Here is a 17,588-nt window from a genome sequence, read left to right on the forward strand (position 1 = left end):
TTGTTGTGACGCAGAGTACCGATTAGCTTGACGGATGTTGGCATTGACGCCGGATTCGGAGAGCGCCATGAATTTCGACATCTCCCGTGCGGAAAGCGCGGCACGCGGGTCTGGTCTATGACCCCGGAAATCCGCACCGCCGATCGCGAATCCGCGACCACGATCGTTCGCAAGAATTTCTCCGACACGATGGTGTCGTCGCTGCGGACGTTCGGTCGTGCGGTGGGTATCGCGCAGGAGTCGGTCACCGGAACGGTCGGTGATATCGCGCGCCGGGAGTTCCAGTGGCGTGAGGCGATCGTGCAGGCGTGGCGGTTGATCACGGTGACGACGGTGCCCGCGATCTTGATGGCGATCCCGTTCGGAGTGATCGTCTCGATTCAGGTGGGGAATCTGATTCATACGTTGGGCGCGGATTCGCTGCTGGGTGCGACCGGTGGTCTGGGCGTGATCAAGCAGGGTGCGCCGATGGCGACGGGGTTCCTGCTCGGCGGCGCGGGGGCGGCGGCGATCGCGGCGGATCTGGGTGCGCGCACGATTCGGGAGGAGATCGATGCGTTGCACACGATGGGGATCTCGCCGATCCATCGGTTGGTGATTCCGCGGATGGTGGCGATGCTGGTGGTCGCGCCGCTGTTGAACGTGTTGATCATTTTCGTGGGTGTGCTGGCGGGATACGCGGTGGCGATCGGCGGACAAGGGGTCACGCCGGGCAGTTATTGGGCGACGTTCGGTTCGTTCACCACGGCCGCCGATGTGTGGGTGTCGTTGGTGAAGGCGTTGATCTTCGGATTCGTGGTGGTGACCATCGCGTGCCAGCGGGGGTTGGAGGCCAAGGGCGGTCCGCGGGGTGTGGCCGACGCGGTGAACGCGGCGGTGGTGCTGTCGGTGGTGTCGATCGTGTGCGTGAATCTGCTGCTGACGCAGGTGACCGCGATGTTCCTGCCCACGAGGCTGGCGTGATGGCTGTCTCCTCCTACGTCCCGAAGGGACTCGCTCCCGTCGCGCGCTACTTCCGTCGCGGCAGCCGCGTGCTGCGGGCGATCGATTCGCTCGGCTTCGTCGCGGTGTTCGTCTGGCAGGTGCTCTCGTCCATTCCGCTGACGTTGCAGCGCTATCGCGCGGAGACCATGCGCGCCATCACGAACATGACGTGGGGCCGCGGCTCCATCGTGGTCGGCGGCGGCACGGTGCCCATGATGGTCGTGCTCGGCCTGGTGATGGGCGCCTCGGTCGGCGTCGAATCCTTCGCCACCCTGGACATGCTCGGCATGGGCCCGGTCACCGGCATCGTGTCGGCCTACGCGACGACCCGCGAACTCGCCCCGATCGCGGCCGCCGTCGGCTTCGCCGCGCAGGCGGGTTGCCGGATCACCGCCGAGATCGGCTCCATGCGCATCTCCGAGGAGATCGACGCGATCGAATCGCTCGGCTTGCGGTCGGTGCCGTTCGTGGTGACCACCCGGGTGATCGCGGGCGCGCTGGCCATCGTGCCGACCTTCCTGATCGCGCTGATCCTGTCCTACCTCGCCTGCCGCGGCCTCATCACGCTGGTGCACGGCCAATCCGCGGGCGTCTACGACCACTACTTCTTCCAATTCGTGTCCGGATTCGACGTGATCGCCGCGGTGATCAAGGTCGCCATCTTCGGCACCGTGGTGATTCTCGTGCACAGCTATTACGGCTTCTTCGCGAAAGGCGGACCCGAGGGCGTCGGCATCGCGTCGGGCCGTGCGGTGCGCACCAGTTTCGTGGCGATCATCGCCATCGACATGGTGCTGTCCATCGTGCTGTGGGGTTTCAACACGGCGATCAGCTTCACGGGGTGAACATTGCCTGAGTACGGCTTGCCCGGCGTCGCCGCGGACAAGAAACGTTCGCGCACGATCGGATTGGTGATCGTCGCGCTGATCGGGGTGGTCGCGCTGACCACCGCGCTCTACCGCACCGTGCGTTCGGAAGACGGCCTGCGCATCGCGCTGCGCACCGAGCAGATCGGCGACGGCGTCACCGAGGGCACCCAGGTGCGCCTGGACGGCGTGCTGGTCGGCGAGGTGGCGCGGATCGCGCCCGCCGAGCGCGGCACCCAGCGAATCACCTTGCGGCTGGACGACTCCCGGCTGTACGGCATCGACGACTCGCTGCTGGTCGACTACGCGCCCGCCAATCTGTTCGGCATCAGCGAACTCGAACTGCGCCGCGGGCCAGGCGGTTCGCCGCTGCGCCAGGATGCCGAGATCGACCTGACCGGACCGCGCGCCGCAGGCGTCTACGACGCCACGATGGGCAGCATCCTGCGCAGCCTGTCGCAGGTGAGCGCGTCGGTCTTCAGCCCGCAGCTGGCGACCGTCATCGCGCAGGTCTCGGCGGACTTCAAGGCGTTCACGCCGCTGGTGCAGGCGCTGATCACGGTGGCGCGCACCATCGCCGACAACCAGACCATGCCCGCCTCCGAGCTGATGGGCAGGCTGGGCCCGGCCTTCGACGGCGGCGGCGACTTCGCGGGCGCGACGATCCAGATCCTGGACCAGATCCACGACATCAGGATCGTGCAGACCGACAAGGACCGCTACGACATCGGCGTCGCCGCCCTCACCGGACAGATCCTGCCCGGCCTCGCCACCACGGTGAGCACCGCGGGCGGACAGCTGGCCGAGGCCACCGACATGCTGGCCCCGCTGCTGAGCGTGCTCGCCCAGATGGTGCCGCGGCCTCAGCAGTCGGCGGCCGAATTGCGCCTGCTGCTGGAGCGTTTGCGCGCGGCGATGCCGGAGTCGCCGGACGGGCCGGTGCTGAATCTGGAGGTCGACCTGCAGGGCGTGCCCGGTATCGCGGTGCCGCTGCTCGGCCAGGGAGGTGTGCGATGACGGTGCGCGGCGCGGCATGGCGCTTCGGTCTGTTCGCCGCGGTGATGGCGGTGGTGCTCGCGCTGGTGCTCACCGCGATCAAGCGGCCGGTGTCCGGCGAGACCCAGGCGCACGACGCGCTGTTCACCGACGCCAACGGCCTGAAGGTCGGCGACGACGTGCGCATGTACGGCGTGCAGGTGGGCAAGGTCGAGAAGATCTCGCTCGACGGGGTGAAGGCGAAGGTCCATCTCACCGTCCGGACGGCGACGCCGATCTACGACAACAGCACGCTGGCCATCCGGTACCAGAACCTGACGGGGCAGCGGTACATCGATCTCCAGCAACAGCCGAATCCCGGTGTGCGCCTAGCGGCCGACGCGCTGATCGGCGCCGACATGACGGTGCCGTCGTTCGATGTGACCAGCCTGTTCAACGGTCTGAAGCCGGTGCTCGCGACGCTGTCGCCGGAAGCGGTCAACCAGTTCGCCGAGAGCATGCTCGCGGTGATCGAGGGCGACGGCACCGGCATCGGTCCCGCGATGGAGGCGATCGGCAAGCTCAGCCAGTACGTGGGCGACCGCCAGCAGGTGATCGGTCAGCTGGTGAAGAACATGTCCGACATCGCCGACCGGGTCGGCGGGCGGGTGCACTACCTGGTGCCGCTACTGGCCAGGCTCAGCGACGTCTTCCAGTCCCTCCAGGCCAACATCGGCGGGCTCGCCGATTTCGCGATGTCCGCGCCCGCGGTGCTCGGTCCGCTGGACCGGCTGCTGGCCACGCTCGGGCTCGACCCGCACAGCGGCCAGGACATCGACGCGATGATCCGCGGCCTGTTCCCCGATCCGGAGCAAGCGGTCGAGGTTTTCGGCCGGCTGCCCGGCCTGCTCCAGTCGGTGGACAACGCACTGCCACGCACCGTCGCAGGCTGGCGGCCGGAGTGCAGCAAGGGCGCGGCCGAGCTGCCCGCGCCGGTGCGCGTGCTGGTAGCAGGACAGAAGGTGGCGATATGCCAGGCGTGATTTCCCGCTGGTTCGGCGGTGACCGGCCGATCCTCGACGACGCGGCCAAGCGGCACAAGGAGATTCGGCTCGGTGTCCTCGGCGCGGCGCTCGTCGTGCTCGGCATGGTCGCGGCGGGCGTGCTGTACGCGGTGCCGTTCGGCAAGACCACCTACACGGCCGAACTGTCGGAGGCGCAGTCGGTGAAGACAGGCGACGATGTGCGCCTCGCCGGAGTCCCGGTGGGTTCGGTGGATTCGCTCGAGCTGAAGCCGGACCGGGTGGTCATGAAGTTCACCGTGAAATCCGATGTGTTCCTCGGTGACAAGACATCCCTGGACATCCGCATGCTCACGGTGGTGGGCGGGCACTATGTCGCGCTGTTCCCCGCGGGAGACGCGCCGCTGGGCAAGAAGCCGATCCCCGCGGATCGAGTCCGCCTGCCCTACAGCCTGATCCAGACCTTCCAGGACGCGACGACGCCGCTGAACGAGCTCGACGGTGACACGCTGCGGCGCAACCTGTCCGCGCTGGACGACTCGCTCTCCTCCGCCCCGGACACCCTGCGCACCACGCTGGACATGGTCGGCGGCTACATCGACGCCATCGACCGCCAGCGCGCCCAGGTCTCCAACGCCATCGCGGTGGCCGACGAATACGTCACCATGTACGACGGCGCGAAGACCGACCTGGGCAGGCTGATGGACAACGTCAACCTGCTGGAGACCGTGCTCATCGACAAGCGCGCGGAACTGCGCGAGTCGATCGCGCTGCTCAACAGCGTGGTACAGCGGCTGGCCGCGCTCGCACCCGCCTGGGACGCCACCTTGAAGCCGAGGGCGCAGCAGCTGGCCGACGCGCTGCCGCGGCTCGAGGAGATGGGCGGCAAGCTCGAACCGATGATCGCGAGCACCCAGCAGCTCGGCGAGAAGCTGCGGTCGCTGGTGATCCCGGAGGAGGGCATCGTGCTCGACCGCTCGGAGACGACGGTGCCCGCTCCCTCTGGTCTGGATCTGTCGTCGGTGTGCGTGCCGGTGCCGGGGAAGGAGTGCTGATGCTGAAGAAGCTGCTCGGCACACAGGCGTTCATGTCGATCGCGGGCGTCGCGGTCATCGCGCTGCTCGGGGTGGCCGGTTACTTCGTGGTCTTCGATCCGATGAAGAAGACCGAATCCTATTGCGCGATCATGCCCGACAGCATCGGTCTGTACCAGGGCAACCAGGTGACCATGCGCGGCATCACGGTCGGCAGCGTCACCTCGGTGCGCAACCAGGGCGGGAACGTGCGGGTCGATTTCGAGGTCGACGCCGACCACCCGGTGTACGCCGACGCCTCGGCCACCACGGTGTCCGACACCGTCGTCGCCGACCGGGAACTCGCCGTGCTGGCCAGCGGAACCAACCTGGAGCGCTGGAACAGTGCGCAGTGCATCACCAAGACGCTGACCCCGAAGAGCCTCACCGAGACCCTCACGGCGCTAGCGCAACTTTCCGACCAGATCGTGGGGCCCGACCCGTCCCAGCCCCATTCGCTGGCCAACGGGCTCACGGCGCTGGACAGGGCGACGGCGGGCACCGGCCCGCAGATCAACGAGCTGATCCGCAAGCTGGGTTCGGCGCTGAAATCGCCGGACGCCGACATCGGTCACCTCGCAGGCATTTTCGACGCGTTCGCCTCGGTCTCGCAGAAGGTGAACCAGTACTGGGGCGACCTGCAGACCATGCTGGTGCGCGTCGGGCCCGTGCTGAATCAAGCGAGCGATGACCTGCTGATCCCCGGCGCGCAGCTGTTCGACGGCTTGGCCGAGGTGCTGCCGATGCTGAACGACATCACGAACTCGTTCGGCGACCAGATCCTCACCCTGCTCGACCGGGCGGTGCCGATGCTGAAGCTGCTGCGCGCCAACGTCGGCTCGTTGCGCGAGATCGTGCTCACCACACCGGTGTTCGCCTCCGCGCTGCGCAGCGTCGCCGATCCGGAGACCGGCGCGGCGAGCCTGACCTACGCCCCGCCGAAGGTGGCGATCCCGCAGCAGAACGCCGAGCAAGTGTGTGCGGCCCTGAACGCGGCGTCGCCCGGCCGGTGCGCAGGCGTCGAGAACGGCATGGTGAACGTGGAACTGGTGCAGCTGGTGCTGGGATTGGCGGGTGCCCGATGATCGAACGGCGGAAAACCGTGCGGCGCACCGGGATCGCGCTGGCGCTGGCGGCCTCGGTCCTGCTCGGCGGCTGCGCCTTCGACCCGTCCTCGGTGCCTGTGCCCGGCACCTCGGTGTCGGGGCCGACCTACCGCGTCCGGATCGAGTTCGCGAACGTGCTGAACCTGCCCGCCCGTGCGAAGGTCATCGCCAACGGCGCGCAGGTCGGCGCCGTCGAGAAGGTCACCGTGGTGCCCGCGGCCGAGGCGCGGCAGGGCCGCGGCGGGTACGTCGTCGTGGACATCGACCTCGCGAAATCGGTACGGCTGCCGTCGAACACGATCGCGGAGCTGCGCCAGAACACGGTGCTCGGTGACATCCACATCGCGCTGACCACCCCGCCGGACGGCTTCGGCTCGCTGCTCGAACCGGGCGGCACCATCGATCTGGATCACACGAAACCTCCTGTGCAGCTGGAGGACACGATGGCGGCGATGGCGTTCTTCGTACAGGGCGGCGCGGTCGGCCAGTTGCAGGACATCATCCACCGGTTCAACTCGGTGCTGCCGCAGGACCCGAAGGAGACCGCGCGGATCGCGGGCGTGATGGGCGCCGACGCCGCCGACCTGGCCGCCAACCTCGACCAGGTGGACAAGTTGCTCTACGGTCTCGCCAACAACGCCGAAGTGCTGCACAAGGTGCAGCCGGAGCTGGACAACATCCTCAGCGCGGCGTCGGTGGACCGCCTCGGCGCCGCGACGCAATCCATCGACGGCGTGACGAAGATCTTCCACGAGCTCGGCCCGGTCGGCCAATCGCTGGTGTGGCTCGCGCCGCTCGTACAGTCCGGCGACGCGGCAGCCATGGCGTTCGTGCCGCTGGCCACCGGCGGACCGCTGGATCTGCGCAACCCCTCGAATCTGGCCATGCTGGTCGCGCTGCTGCGGGACAAGATCATTCCGTTCGTCGAGCGCGGGCCGAAGGTGAACGTCACCGGCGTGCGGGTGGACGCGAGTCCCATCGCGGAGCAGGAGCAGGTCGACCGCATCGTTCAGACCCTGCGCATGATCGGAGCTGTCCGATGAAGATCGGTTCGCTGGCCTCGCTCGGCGGCATCGCCGCCATCATGATCCTCGGCGCGGCCTACCTGACCTTCGGCGTGGTGCGGTTCGATCCGTTCGCCGACTACACCCACGCCACCATGGTGCTGAAGAACTCCGGCGGGCTCGGCGTCGGTTCGCCGATCCTGTTGACCGGCATCGAGATCGGCGACGTCACCTCGGTGGACAACACCGCCGCCGGTGTCGAGGTCGGCTTCCGCGTCGACGCCGCGCACCGGGTGCCCACCGCGAGCGTCGTCACCATCGAACATCTGTCGGCGCTCGGCGAGCCGTACGTGCAGTTCGTTCCGAAGGGCGACAGCGGACCGTACCTGCGCGACGGCCAGCGCCTGGACACCGAGGACGTCCGGACGCCGCTGTCCGTCGCCGAGGTGGCGCGCATGGTCACCAAGACCATGAACCAGCTCGATCCGGCGGTGGTCGGTTCGCTGGTGGAGACCATGAGCAAGTCCGTCACCGGCACCGAATCCGTGATGCCCGAGCTCGCCAGGTCCGGTGATCTGCTCGCCTCGACCATCATGACCAGGGCGCCGAAGATCGCCGAGCTGATCAACAGCTTCCAGCTCGCCGCCGCCGACATCGAATGGGCAGGCCCGGCGACCGCGGCGGGCGCACCCGGCCTGGTGCGCTTCGGCCAGGCGCTCGACGAGCTCGTCGAGGCGGTCGGCCGCCTGGTCACCGCGCAGGGCAGTCCGGAGAGGTACCTCGAGGGCGGCGGTGTCGTGCCCTTCCTCGAAAAGCTCACGGCATGGCTCCGCGAAGCGGGCCCCGAACTGCGCGAACTCATCCCGGGCCTGCGACCGCTCGCGGACGCGGCGACCTCCGCCGCGCCCCAACTCGACCTGAGCACCCTGATCGGCCAAGCGCTGCACAGCACCGACGACGACGCGATTCAGGTTCGCGTCGCCATCAAATAACCGGCCTCGCAAGAGGTCTCGCAGAACCGACACACGCCTCGCAGCGCGGAAGCGTCTGGCAGTTCTGCGTGGCAACCGGTGAATCGTTTCATCGGATGGCTGTTGAGCAGAGAGAACACGGGCTTCGGGTGGTTGGACTTCGTGTCAGCGACCTTCGGGTAACCTGCCGGGAAAGATCGACTACTCGTGACGGTGTTCTCTGTTCGGCAGCGAAGGCGGTGCGATGGTGGAGTCCGGCGGCGGCCCTGCGCCCTATGGCTATGACGAAGGGTCGAACAACACTCGCGTTCTCGTGATCGCGGCGGCCATCGCCGCGACACTCGCGGTGGTGGTGGCGATCGGACTCGTGCTGCGTTCGGATCCGGAATCGGACGACGGGCCGACGCCGCTGACGCCCTCGTTCACCGCCAAAACGACGGCAGCCAGTCCCACCGCGCGCACCACGCCGATGGCCACGACCGCCCGTCCGACCGCCTTCGCGTCGGCGACCCCGCAGCCCGCTCGCCGGATCGGCGACGACTGCTCGGCGGGCGGCATCACCGCGCAGTGGGATCTGCGCGAGGGGCAGTGGACGTGCGTGCCGCAGGGCCAGGGTCACGAACCGCACCGCGTCGGCGACGATTGTTCGCACGACGGGATCACCGCGCAGTGGGGCCACGCCCCGGACGGCGAGTGGGTCTGCCTGCCGCAGGAGCAGGCGCGCGAGGATCACCAGGTCGGCGACGATTGTTCGCACGACGGCATCATCGCCCAGTGGGGCCTGTCCCCGGACGGCCGGTGGATCTGCGTGGCGCAGGAACAGGGCGTGGGCGGACCGGTGCCGCCGGTCGTCGTCCCCGCGCCTCCGATCGCGCCGGGACTCCCCGCGCCACCGGTCGCGCCCGGACCCGCCGCGCCGCCTTTCGCGCCCGCGCCTGCCGGGCCGCCGGTCGCGCCCGCTGGGCCGCCGGTCGGCCCCGTGCCTCCGGTCCTGCCCCAGTTCTTCCCGTTGCCGGTCCCGGCCGCGCCGCCGGTGGTGCCGGGACCGCCTGCAGGTGAGTGAGCGAGAACGCCGTCGCGGTGCGTCGTGGCGACGATGCCGCGGTGTGCGCAGCGGTTATGCCGTGGCGAAGACCGGCACGACGAATCGATCGACCAGGGCCCGCTCCGCCGCGTAATCGCCTGCTGGCCAGAACAACAGCGACAGGACCACCCGGACGATCCACTGCCCGGCGGCGGGGTCGTCGCCGGTGGCGGTGAGCGCGGAGGCGGCCTGCGCGAGCCGCGGGTTGCTCGCCAGGAATCGCTCGACCTCGCGCGGGGCGGCGCCGTTGAGGAAGGCGACCGCGACGCGGTCGGCGCGTACCGCGTCGAGCGCGGCGAGGATCGCGCCCGCGACGCGCTCGGCGCCCGTCGTCCCGGCGATCGCGGCGGCGATGGTCTCCCCGATGCGGGCCGTCGCACCGGCGAGGACCGCCTCGCGCAGCGCCGACTTCCCGCCGACATAGCGGTAGACGGTGGCGCGTGAGCAGCCCGCCTCCGTCGCGACGCGCTCGATGCTCAGCCCGGCCATACCGTCGCGGGCGATGAGATCGGCCGCGGCGGCGTGAATGCGTTCGACCGCCAGCGCGCGGCGATCGCCACCGGCCAGCCAGTCGGGTTGTCCGGACATCGCGACCTCGTTTCTCGGCGGATACGGTCGAAGAATTTTGTCTCACGGTGAGACATCTCGCCAAGTGCGACCACGCGGGGCCGCAGCTGGAGGAGGGGGCGCGAGACGGCTTCTGACCAGGCGTTTCCGGCCGCGAATCTCACTTTTCCCAAGCCATTGACGCGGGCTGCCGCGACGGCGAAACCTGGTGTGCGACATCGCTGTCGGAGTGCGAAAGGCGGAGCGGATGACCCGCGCAGTGGACGAGATCGACCTGTTCGACCCGGGGTCGCTCGACGACCCGTATCCCCTCTACGAGCGGCTGCGCCGCACGGCGCCGGTGCACCGGGTGGACGGCACCGATTTCTACCTGGTGAGCCGCTGGGATCTCGTCGTGGAGGCGACCACCCGCCCCGCCGACTTCTCTTCGCACCTGACCGCCGCGCTGGTGCACCAGCCCGACGGCTCGGCCGCCGTCTTCGACATGGACGGCGACGGGCAGGCGGTGCACGTGCTCGCCACCGCCGACGATCCGGAGCACCTGCGCCAGCGCAAACTGGTGCTGCCCGCGCTCGTCGCGAAACGCATTCGCGCACTGGAGCCCACGATGGCGGCGAACGTGCGCCGGCTGTGGGTCGAGGGAGTGGACGGCGATCGCATCGAGTGGATGGCGGCGATGGCCGACCGTCTTCCGATGACCATGGTCGCGGGTCTGATCGGGCTGCCCGACGCGGACGTTCCGCGCCTGGTGGAGTGGGGCTACGCCTCCACCGAACTGCTCGGCGGGGTGGTCACCACCGATCGGCTCGGGATCGTGATCACCGCGGCGACCGAGCTCGCCGGCTATCTGCATCAGGCGTTCACCGCGTCGTGCGCGGCGCCCGGCGACGATCTGCTCGGCGATCTGGCGCGAGCGTGCGCCGCGGGCGATCTCGAGCCGCAGGTCGCGGTGCTGATGCTGGTGCAGCTGGTCGGTGCGGGCGGGGAGTCGACCGCGGGCCTGATCGGCAATGCCGTCCGCTTGCTCGCCGCCGATTCGGCTCTACAACAACGGCTTCGGGAGGATCCGGACCTGCTGCCGGACTTTCTCGAGGAGGTGCTGCGGGTGGAGTCGCCGTTCCGCGCCCACCACCGGCACGTCGTCGCGGACACCACGCTCGGCGGCGTCGACCTGCCCTCGGGCGCGCACCTGCTCCTGCTCTGGGGCGCGGCGAATCGCGACCCAGCCGTCTTTCCCGACGCCGATCGGCTCCGCTTGGATCGCGCCGTCCAACGCGGTCATCTCGCGTTCGGCAAGGGCGTGCATTTCTGCGTCGGCGCCGCGTTGGCCCGGCTCGAGGCGCGGGTCGCGCTCGGCGCGCTGCTCGCCGGTACCGCGTCGTTCGAGCTGGCTCCGGAAGGCGGTGCGGCCCAGTGGGTTCCGAGCGTCTTCGTGCGCAGGCACGCGCGACTCGCGCTCGTCCTCCGTTGACTCAGTGCGGGTGCTGGGCGGCGTAGCGTGCGCGTTCCAGCGCGCGCCTGCGCGCCCGCTCCGGGTTCTCCAGATCGGCGGGCAGCCCGTGCTCGGTCAGACGGTGCGCGCGGTTCATCGGCATGAACGCGGCGGTGTAGAACAGCGCGAGCAGCATGGCGAGCAGCACCATCGACCCGCGCAACCACAGCTCGCCGGGGAAGAAAAGGAACACCGCGAACAGCGGCGTGAAGGGAACCATGCCGCGCACCAGATGGCGTGCGACGGCGTGCTTTCCGGTCAGGTCCTCGCGCACCCAGTCGTGCAGCGAATCGGGCAGCCTGCGCCCGAAGGCGTAGCCGATCCACTCGACGGGGTTGGGGCGGCGGCGGGCGCCTGTCATGCGTCGGCTCCTGTCGATGCGGGGTCGGCGAGCACCGACCGGCGGGCGGCCTCGTTGACCCTGGTCAGCACGTCGCGCAGTTCTTCGAGGTCGGCCAGGGTGACGCCGAGGCGCTGCACCACCGCGGGCGGAATGCGTTCGGCCTGCGCGCGCAGCGCGGCGCCCGCCTCGGTCAGGTCGATGACCAGGTTCCGCTCGTCGCGCGGGTCGCGCCCTCGGCTGATCAGTCCGGCCGACTCCAGGCGCTTGAGCAGTGGCGAGAGGGTCGGCGAATCGAGCTGGATGGCCTCGGCGATCTCCTTCACCGACATCGGCGCCTCGCCCCACAGCGCGAGCATCACCAGGTACTGCGGGTGCGTCAGCCCGAGCGGCTCCAGCAGCGGGCGATAGACGGCGAGCACCGCGCGATTGGCCACGGCCAACGCGAAACACACCTGCCGGTCCAGCCGCAGCGGGTCCTCGATCTCGGTCTCCACGGTTCCTCCTCGGGTCCCGGCTAGGTTAACGCACAAATAGTTAGTGCGTTAAGTGCATGTGCGGGACATCTCCCTCGGACGGCTCCGCCGCTGCTCCGACGGACTTCGCCCGACCCCGCACCGTCGACGCGCATTTCCGCCGCTCCGGCCGTCCGCAGGCCGGTTGACCGAATTCCGCCGACTCCGCCGCTACTGTCGGGGCATGTACGACGTCTCCCCGCGTGAGCGCATTCGCGAACTGGACGCCGTGCGCGGGTTCGCCCTGTGCGGAATGCCGGTGGTCATCATCTGGCAGATGACCGACATGACGGCCACCGTTCCCTCCGGCGAGGCCATGGACCCGCTCCGGCACGCTCTGTCGGTGCTGGTCGAGGGGCGCTTCTTCCCGATCTTCGCGTTCCTGTTCGGCCTGAGCTTCGCGCTGTTCCTGGACCGCGCCGCCGAGCGGACCGCGCGTCCGCGACTCGCGGTGGCGCGCAGGCTGATCGCGCTCGGCGTGCTCGGGCTGGCGCACCAGAGGTTCCAGCCGGGGGAGGCGCTGCTGCCGTACGCGGCCGTGGGAGCGGTGATCCTGCTGCCCGCGTCCGCTCTGCCGCTGTGGCTGATTGTGGCCGCGGGCCTGGTGGGCACGGTGGGCGTGGCGCTCACTCTCGGCGGCGGACTCGCCCTGGTACCCGGCCTGTTCCTGCTCGGCCTGGCCGCGGGCCGTCACGGTCCCGTCGTCGACCTGCGCGGCCGCACCTGGCAGCTCGCGGCGGTCTTCGCGCTCGCGCTGCCCGCCGCGCTGGTGGCTGCCGTATGGGAGTGGCGCACACCGTATCTGGAGCTGTGGACCAGCTCCATCGAGCCGATCGCGGGCCTGTTCGGCGCGCTCACCTACCTGACCGGCCTGTTGCTCGTGCTGCGCACCGGATACTTCGAGGTGCTCGCCGAGGTGCTCGAGCCGATGGGACGCATGGCGCTGACGAACTACGTGTCGGCCACGGCGCTGATCCTGCTCGCGGAGCCGCACCTGCGTCTGGGCGGCACCACCCGCTATCCCGCGCTGCTCGGTCTCGCCGCGGGCATCGTCGTCTTCCATGCCTTCGTCAGTTACCTGTGGCTGTCCTGGTTCCGATACGGCCCGCTGGAATGGGTGTGGCGGTGCGTCACCTGGTGGCGCATCGTCCCACTCGGCAAGACCGAGCCGGAAGGCGTGGCCGCGATCGGTCTGCCGCTCAGGTGACCCGAGATCGCGCCGGGAACACTCGCGCTCAGGCGAGCGTGACCGGCAGGATCAGCGGACCGCGATGCCGGAAACCGGAGCGCCACGGGATCTCTCGCGCGGGCGTGGTCAGCGTCGTCGCAGGCCAGCGATCGCAGAAGCGCGTGAGTACCGCCCCGGCGACGCCGTGCACCAGCGCGGTGCCGAGACAGGAGTGCGGGCCGTGGCCGAGGCCGAGCTGAGCGTTGCGGGCGCGGTTCGGATCGAACCGCTCGGGCCGGTCGAACGCCGCAGGATCGCGATTGGCGCCCGCCAGACACAGCAACACGGTCTGCCCGGCCTTGACGGTGTAGCCGCCGATATCCAGATCCGTTGTAGCGAACCGGGGTCCGGCGAGCACCTGCGGTGAGAGGTAGCGCAGCAGCTCGTCCACGGCGCGCCGCCGGTCGGTGGCGGCGCGGAAAGCCCTGCGGTGCGCGGGCTCGGCGACGAGCGTGAGCGCCGCACCCGCGATCAGGTCGGCGAGCACCTCGTACCAGACGAACAGCAGGTAGAACAGCACGCCGGTGAGCTCGTCGGCCGTCGGCGAACCGGTCTCGTCGCGCGCGGCGACCAGTCGTCCGACCGCGGTGTCGGCGCCCGCCCGCGCGATCACGGCGTCGACGAGTGTGCGCATGGTCGCGAGGGTGTCCCTGGCGCGCGGCACCGTCGCGCCGGGCAGCAGCGTCGAATTCGCCCAGGCGAGCAGGGCTTCGCGTTCCGCGTCGGCCAGTCCGAGCAGCTCACCGAGCACCGCGGCGGGCAGCGGGATCGCCAGCCGTGCGACCAGATCCACCTTCGGGTCCGTGTCGGTGTCCTCGAGCAGCGTGTCGACCAGATCGCTTGCGCGCTCGTCCCATTCGGCAGCCCTGCGCGGCGCGATTTCGGCCGTGATCAGGCGGCGCAGCCGCGCGTGGGCGTGGGCGTCGGCGACGAGCAGCGCGTCCATCGGGGGCGGGACGGCGAATCCCGTGTAGTCGGTCTGCCCGGCCCAGGTGACGTCGGCGGTCAGGCGCTCGTCCGACAGCGCGGCGCGCACGTCGGCATGCCTGGTCACCAGCCAGGCGGGCGGGCCGTCGGGCGTGCGGACGCGGTGCATGCCGCCCTCACGACGCAGCGCGCTCAGCACCGGCCACGGATCCGCCGCGAAACCGGCATCGAAGATCTGTCGCACCCCAGCCCCCATCCGCTTGTCCGCCAACACTTCTCGGTACCGTTCGGTCGGCACCAAAGTACTCCGCTCGGGCCGCGTGCGCCGCTCGGGCTGGTGGGGGGCGTCCGCCGCGGTTGCCGCGACGCGGGGCGGCGATCGGGCGGGGCGTCGCTGGTGTTGCCGCCGCTGCTGTACGCGGCCGCGCGATCAGTTCCGCGGGCGTTCGGCCTGCGCCGACCCGGAGGCCGCCCACGAGGACGCGAAAGAGCGGGCCGCGCGGGACCTGCGGGGTACTGCCTGCGGACCATCCGGGCGGAGATGATCGAGGCAGGCCGCGGGGAGGCGCTCGCGGCACGGCGCGAATCCGGCGTGCCGCCGGATCTGGTCGACCAGGGGACCAAGCGCCTCGATCTCGGCCCGACTCGCTGAGCGCTACTTGGCGGGAACGCCCGCCTGCCGGATCGCGTTCAGGACCTCGCCGTAGCTGAGGGTGGTGGAGTTCACCGAGATGGTCTCCGCCACGCGGTCGACGTCGACGGAATCGACGCCGCCGAGTCCGCGCAGCGCATTCTGGGCGACGCTGGCGGATGCGTCCGAGTAATCGGTGAGGTCGAAGGTGTAGGTCATGGTGTCCGATTCTCCTTGGTTGCTGATCGATCGGTCCGGTCAGTTCTGCGCATACACCGAAACCGGGGGGCGTAAACGTTCGCGATCGCGGTGAGTTTGATCCCGCCGGAACAGGGAATAGCGAACTCGTAATACAACTTTTCAACGCACCAGGATTGTCATGATCATTCTCATAGGGCTGATCGTCCTGATCGGCGCGGTGGTCGTCGGCGTCGCCGCTGTGGCGGCGAATACCGGCGAGCTACGCACGTCGACGGGCGATTTCGCCGTTTTCGACTATCACTTCACAGCGTCCGCGGGAGAGGTGTTCCTTTACGGCACGGTGATCGGCGCGGTGGCCGCGCTCGGGTTGCTCCTCGTGCTGACCGGGCTGTGGCGCACCTCCCGCCGCGGTAGCGAGGCGCGCAGGGAGCTGCGCAGGTCACGCCGGGAGATCGCGGCTACTCGCCGCGATGCTCCGCCTCCGCAGGCACCGCCGGTCGCGCCGCCGCCGGGCAACAAGCCCGCGTGGAGCGCCAACCGATTCCTGCGCCGACCGTCCGGAACCGCGCCGCTGGCGGGCCCTCCGGGCGGCAAGACACAGGCGCCTACTGCCGGCTGACAAGTCAACGGTTGACCAAGAGGAAAGGGATGAGACCGTGATTGTTCTCGGATTGATACTGCTGATCGTGGGCTGGCTGCTCGGGATCGGGTGGCTGACCACGGCGGGCATCATCGTGCTGATCATCGGCGCGGCGCTCTGGATCGCTGGTTCGGTGGGCCGTCCGGTCGGCGGCCGCAGGCACTATTACTGAGGCCATCGATGCACGACGAAAATTACCGCAGGAACGGTCGTTTCGACCACCGAATTCAGGCCGCGCGTGGCCGTATGAAGAAATTCCTCGGACGCGCGACCGATAATCCGCGGCTGTCGGCGGAGGGACGGCGGGACCAGTTCCTCGGCAACATGAAACAGGCAGCAGGCAAAGTGCGGGACGCGTTCCGGCGCTGACCGATCGCCGATGTCGGCCGAGGTGTGCACCCGGCCGACATCGGCATGCGGCTGGACTGCGACTACTCCATCGTCACTCGTTCCGGTACTGCCGAAGGACTGGCACAGCAGTTGAGATCACTGGACGCGGTGTCCCCAGCCAGAGAGAAGCGGCATGTTGCGGAGCCAGGGATCCCATGTCGCGCTACTCCGAAACCGGCTGCCCGACTGGCGTGTCGAAGCGATCCGTCATGTGCAAATCGGTGGCTGTGGTGGAATCGGTGGTCCCATCGGGCTCATGATGGACCGGCACTCCGAACACGCTGGATGTACTGGTCACTCGCAATCTGGGTAAAGGGGTGATCGAGAATGAACGGATGGCCAGATGACGGTCGGCCGAATCACCACGCACGAATATGAGCTGGAGGTAGCGTGCTGCCAGGCCTGAGTGCTCGGTGTAGTTGAGCTCTTTCGGACTGTGGGAGGCTCTTGTCAGGTGAAAGTATTTTTTTCTGTCTGCAGACCACTCCAATGCACAGGAATTCGGTAGATGGTTCCCCGATGGATCACCAAAGCGGAGCCTGATGGAGGTCAGCGGCGGCGCGTTCTCCCCTCTGTCCACCACGAGGTATCCAACAACGGTCGTAATAGGCGATTTGCTCAGGTAATAGGTGTCAGGCGAGCCGTCGAACATGTGCTCGAAGGGATGGTCCGGTGCCGGCTCGAAGTAGTCAGCGAACGACGGCACGGTTGCGGTTTCATGCCCGACGAACAGATCGCCGCGCACAGTCAAGTGTCCGACCTCCAGATCCGGCACCCGGACGGTGATGGTGACGGCCAGTGTCCGCTCGACGGTGTCGTTGCCCGCCTGGACGGTGCCCCGCAGGTAGAACACTGTCGTCCGACTGATGTTCGGAACCGTGTAGGTGGTCTTGTTCGTTACATCGATTTCGGCGACGTCGTACAGCAGTTTCAGCGACGACACGCCACCGGCCTCCCAGGTCAGCCGCGCCGAACCGCCGTTCTCGATGATCGGATCGTCGGTGGTCAGGTTGTCGAGACGAAAGTCCGGCGGAAACTTGCCGACGTTGATCGTGACGCTTCCGGTCTCCCAGGCGCCGTCGCCGTCTACCTCCCGCCACTCCATCGCGATGGCCAGCATCGTGCTCCCGACCACCGAGTTGATGCGCGCGTCCATCAACTGGATCGTGACGCCGTCGCCGCGGTCGATCACGGTGAATTCCGTTGTCGGCGTGAAGGTGATCGTCTTCGCCGCCGGGTCCGTGCGCGGCGTCCACTCCGCCAAACTGATCTGCGGGGCGATGCTGGTGATATCCGGTGTCAGATCGCCGGAGTTGGGTCCGGTCGGCACTGTGATGGTGATCTTGCGGCATTCGATCGCCAACCCGCTGCGGCGACTGCCGACCAACACGAAATCGGCGCGTTCCGGATCGCCGCTGGACGGCGAGATACGCACTGGATCCGGATCAGTGTGCAGCTCGAAATACAGTGGTGCGCTGGAGCTCACGTGAACACCATCGGTAGCGGCGTACTGGCCGATGATCGACATGCGTGGTTCTCCTCGTTCGTCGCTGGGATCGGTCGGACGGCATC

General features: G+C 68.8%; 20 protein-coding genes. 14 read left to right on the top strand and 6 right to left on the bottom strand.

What is annotated here, in order from left to right; all coding sequences use genetic code 11:
- Positions 1–117 precede the first annotated feature (117 nt).
- The 9 genes from ACRWNM_RS00340 (at position 118) to ACRWNM_RS00380 (ending at position 9,064) form a co-directional block, all read left to right on the top strand.
- On the top strand, positions 118–963 hold the full coding sequence (locus ACRWNM_RS00340; protein ID WP_431962214.1) for an ABC transporter permease: 846 nt from the start codon (positions 118–120) through the stop codon (positions 961–963).
- Positions 963–1,829, top strand: a complete 867-nt coding sequence (locus tag ACRWNM_RS00345; RefSeq protein WP_357458190.1) for an MlaE family ABC transporter permease — start codon at positions 963–965, stop codon at positions 1,827–1,829. The genes ACRWNM_RS00340 and ACRWNM_RS00345 overlap by 1 nt, the downstream gene beginning before the upstream one ends.
- A 3-nt stretch (positions 1,830–1,832) precedes the next feature.
- A complete protein-coding gene (locus ACRWNM_RS00350) occupies positions 1,833–2,867 on the top strand; it encodes an MlaD family protein (RefSeq protein WP_431962216.1) in 1,035 nt (344 codons plus the stop codon).
- A complete protein-coding gene (locus tag ACRWNM_RS00355) occupies positions 2,864–3,868 on the top strand; it encodes an MlaD family protein (RefSeq protein WP_431962218.1) in 1,005 nt (334 codons plus the stop codon). Before ACRWNM_RS00350 ends, ACRWNM_RS00355 begins: the two co-directional genes overlap by 4 nt.
- Complete coding sequence (locus ACRWNM_RS00360; protein WP_431962220.1) at positions 3,856–4,902, top strand: MlaD family protein; 1,047 nt, start codon at positions 3,856–3,858, stop codon at positions 4,900–4,902. Before ACRWNM_RS00355 ends, ACRWNM_RS00360 begins: the two co-directional genes overlap by 13 nt.
- Positions 4,902–6,005 (top strand): MlaD family protein, encoded by a 1,104-nt coding sequence (locus ACRWNM_RS00365; protein WP_431962222.1) that lies wholly within the window; start codon positions 4,902–4,904, stop codon positions 6,003–6,005. Before ACRWNM_RS00360 ends, ACRWNM_RS00365 begins: the two co-directional genes overlap by 1 nt.
- Complete coding sequence (locus ACRWNM_RS00370) at positions 6,002–7,069, top strand: MlaD family protein (protein WP_431962224.1); 1,068 nt, start codon at positions 6,002–6,004, stop codon at positions 7,067–7,069. Before ACRWNM_RS00365 ends, ACRWNM_RS00370 begins: the two co-directional genes overlap by 4 nt.
- Complete coding sequence (locus tag ACRWNM_RS00375; protein WP_431962226.1) at positions 7,066–8,022, top strand: MlaD family protein; 957 nt, start codon at positions 7,066–7,068, stop codon at positions 8,020–8,022. The genes ACRWNM_RS00370 and ACRWNM_RS00375 overlap by 4 nt, the downstream gene beginning before the upstream one ends.
- Before the next feature lie 223 nt (positions 8,023–8,245).
- Positions 8,246–9,064, top strand: coding sequence for a hypothetical protein (locus tag ACRWNM_RS00380; protein ID WP_431962228.1), 819 nt, complete (start codon positions 8,246–8,248; stop codon positions 9,062–9,064).
- Positions 9,065–9,118: 54 nt separating this feature from the next.
- On the opposite strand, the gene ACRWNM_RS00385 is transcribed toward ACRWNM_RS00380, so the two are convergent.
- Positions 9,119–9,673 carry a TetR/AcrR family transcriptional regulator gene (locus tag ACRWNM_RS00385; RefSeq protein ID WP_431962230.1) on the bottom strand — a complete coding sequence of 185 codons (555 nt, stop codon included), beginning with the start codon at positions 9,671–9,673 and terminating at the stop codon, positions 9,119–9,121.
- Positions 9,674–9,899: 226 nt separating this feature from the next.
- Between ACRWNM_RS00385 and ACRWNM_RS00390 the strand changes: the two genes are divergently transcribed.
- On the top strand, positions 9,900–11,123 hold the full coding sequence (locus ACRWNM_RS00390; RefSeq protein WP_431962232.1) for a cytochrome P450: 1,224 nt from the start codon (positions 9,900–9,902) through the stop codon (positions 11,121–11,123).
- Between the two features lies 1 nt (position 11,124).
- Here the strand turns inward: ACRWNM_RS00390 and ACRWNM_RS00395 are convergent, their stop codons facing one another.
- A complete protein-coding gene (locus ACRWNM_RS00395) occupies positions 11,125–11,505 on the bottom strand; it encodes a DUF5313 family protein (RefSeq protein WP_431962234.1) in 381 nt (126 codons plus the stop codon).
- Positions 11,502–11,981, bottom strand: coding sequence for a MarR family winged helix-turn-helix transcriptional regulator (locus ACRWNM_RS00400; protein WP_431962236.1), 480 nt, complete (start codon positions 11,979–11,981; stop codon positions 11,502–11,504). Before ACRWNM_RS00400 ends, ACRWNM_RS00395 begins: the two co-directional genes overlap by 4 nt.
- Before the next feature lie 202 nt (positions 11,982–12,183).
- Here ACRWNM_RS00400 and ACRWNM_RS00405 point away from each other — a divergent pair, with 202 nt between their 5' ends.
- The gene (locus ACRWNM_RS00405; RefSeq protein ID WP_431962238.1) at positions 12,184–13,206 is read left to right on the top strand and encodes a DUF418 domain-containing protein; all 1,023 of its coding nucleotides are present in this window, start codon (positions 12,184–12,186) and stop codon (positions 13,204–13,206) included.
- Between the two features lie 28 nt (positions 13,207–13,234).
- On the opposite strand, the gene ACRWNM_RS00410 is transcribed toward ACRWNM_RS00405, so the two are convergent.
- Positions 13,235–14,452 carry a cytochrome P450 gene (locus ACRWNM_RS00410; RefSeq protein ID WP_431962240.1) on the bottom strand — a complete coding sequence of 406 codons (1,218 nt, stop codon included), beginning with the start codon at positions 14,450–14,452 and terminating at the stop codon, positions 13,235–13,237.
- Between the two features lie 357 nt (positions 14,453–14,809).
- Positions 14,810–15,004: a hypothetical protein gene (locus ACRWNM_RS00415; RefSeq protein WP_431962242.1), complete on the bottom strand. Its 195-nt coding sequence runs from the start codon at positions 15,002–15,004 to the stop codon at positions 14,810–14,812.
- A 160-nt stretch (positions 15,005–15,164) separates the two neighbouring features.
- Here ACRWNM_RS00415 and ACRWNM_RS00420 point away from each other — a divergent pair, with 160 nt between their 5' ends.
- From ACRWNM_RS00420 to ACRWNM_RS00430, 3 genes are read left to right on the top strand one after another with little or no spacing between them, the layout of a single operon-like run.
- Entirely contained in the window at positions 15,165–15,605 is a 441-nt protein-coding gene (locus ACRWNM_RS00420) for a hypothetical protein (protein ID WP_431962244.1), read from the top strand.
- A 37-nt stretch (positions 15,606–15,642) separates the two neighbouring features.
- Entirely contained in the window at positions 15,643–15,798 is a 156-nt protein-coding gene (locus ACRWNM_RS00425) for a hypothetical protein (RefSeq protein ID WP_431962246.1), read from the top strand.
- An 8-nt stretch (positions 15,799–15,806) separates the two neighbouring features.
- A complete protein-coding gene (locus ACRWNM_RS00430) occupies positions 15,807–15,995 on the top strand; it encodes a CsbD family protein (RefSeq protein ID WP_431962248.1) in 189 nt (62 codons plus the stop codon).
- Positions 15,996–16,179: 184 nt separating this feature from the next.
- Here the strand turns inward: ACRWNM_RS00430 and ACRWNM_RS00435 are convergent, their stop codons facing one another.
- Entirely contained in the window at positions 16,180–17,544 is a 1,365-nt protein-coding gene (locus ACRWNM_RS00435; protein ID WP_431962250.1) for a hypothetical protein, read from the bottom strand.
- Positions 17,545–17,588 lie beyond the last annotated feature (44 nt).

The sequence above is a fragment of the Nocardia sp. bgisy134 genome (assembly GCF_965341865.1).
Lineage (GTDB): Bacteria > Actinomycetota > Actinomycetes > Mycobacteriales > Mycobacteriaceae > Nocardia.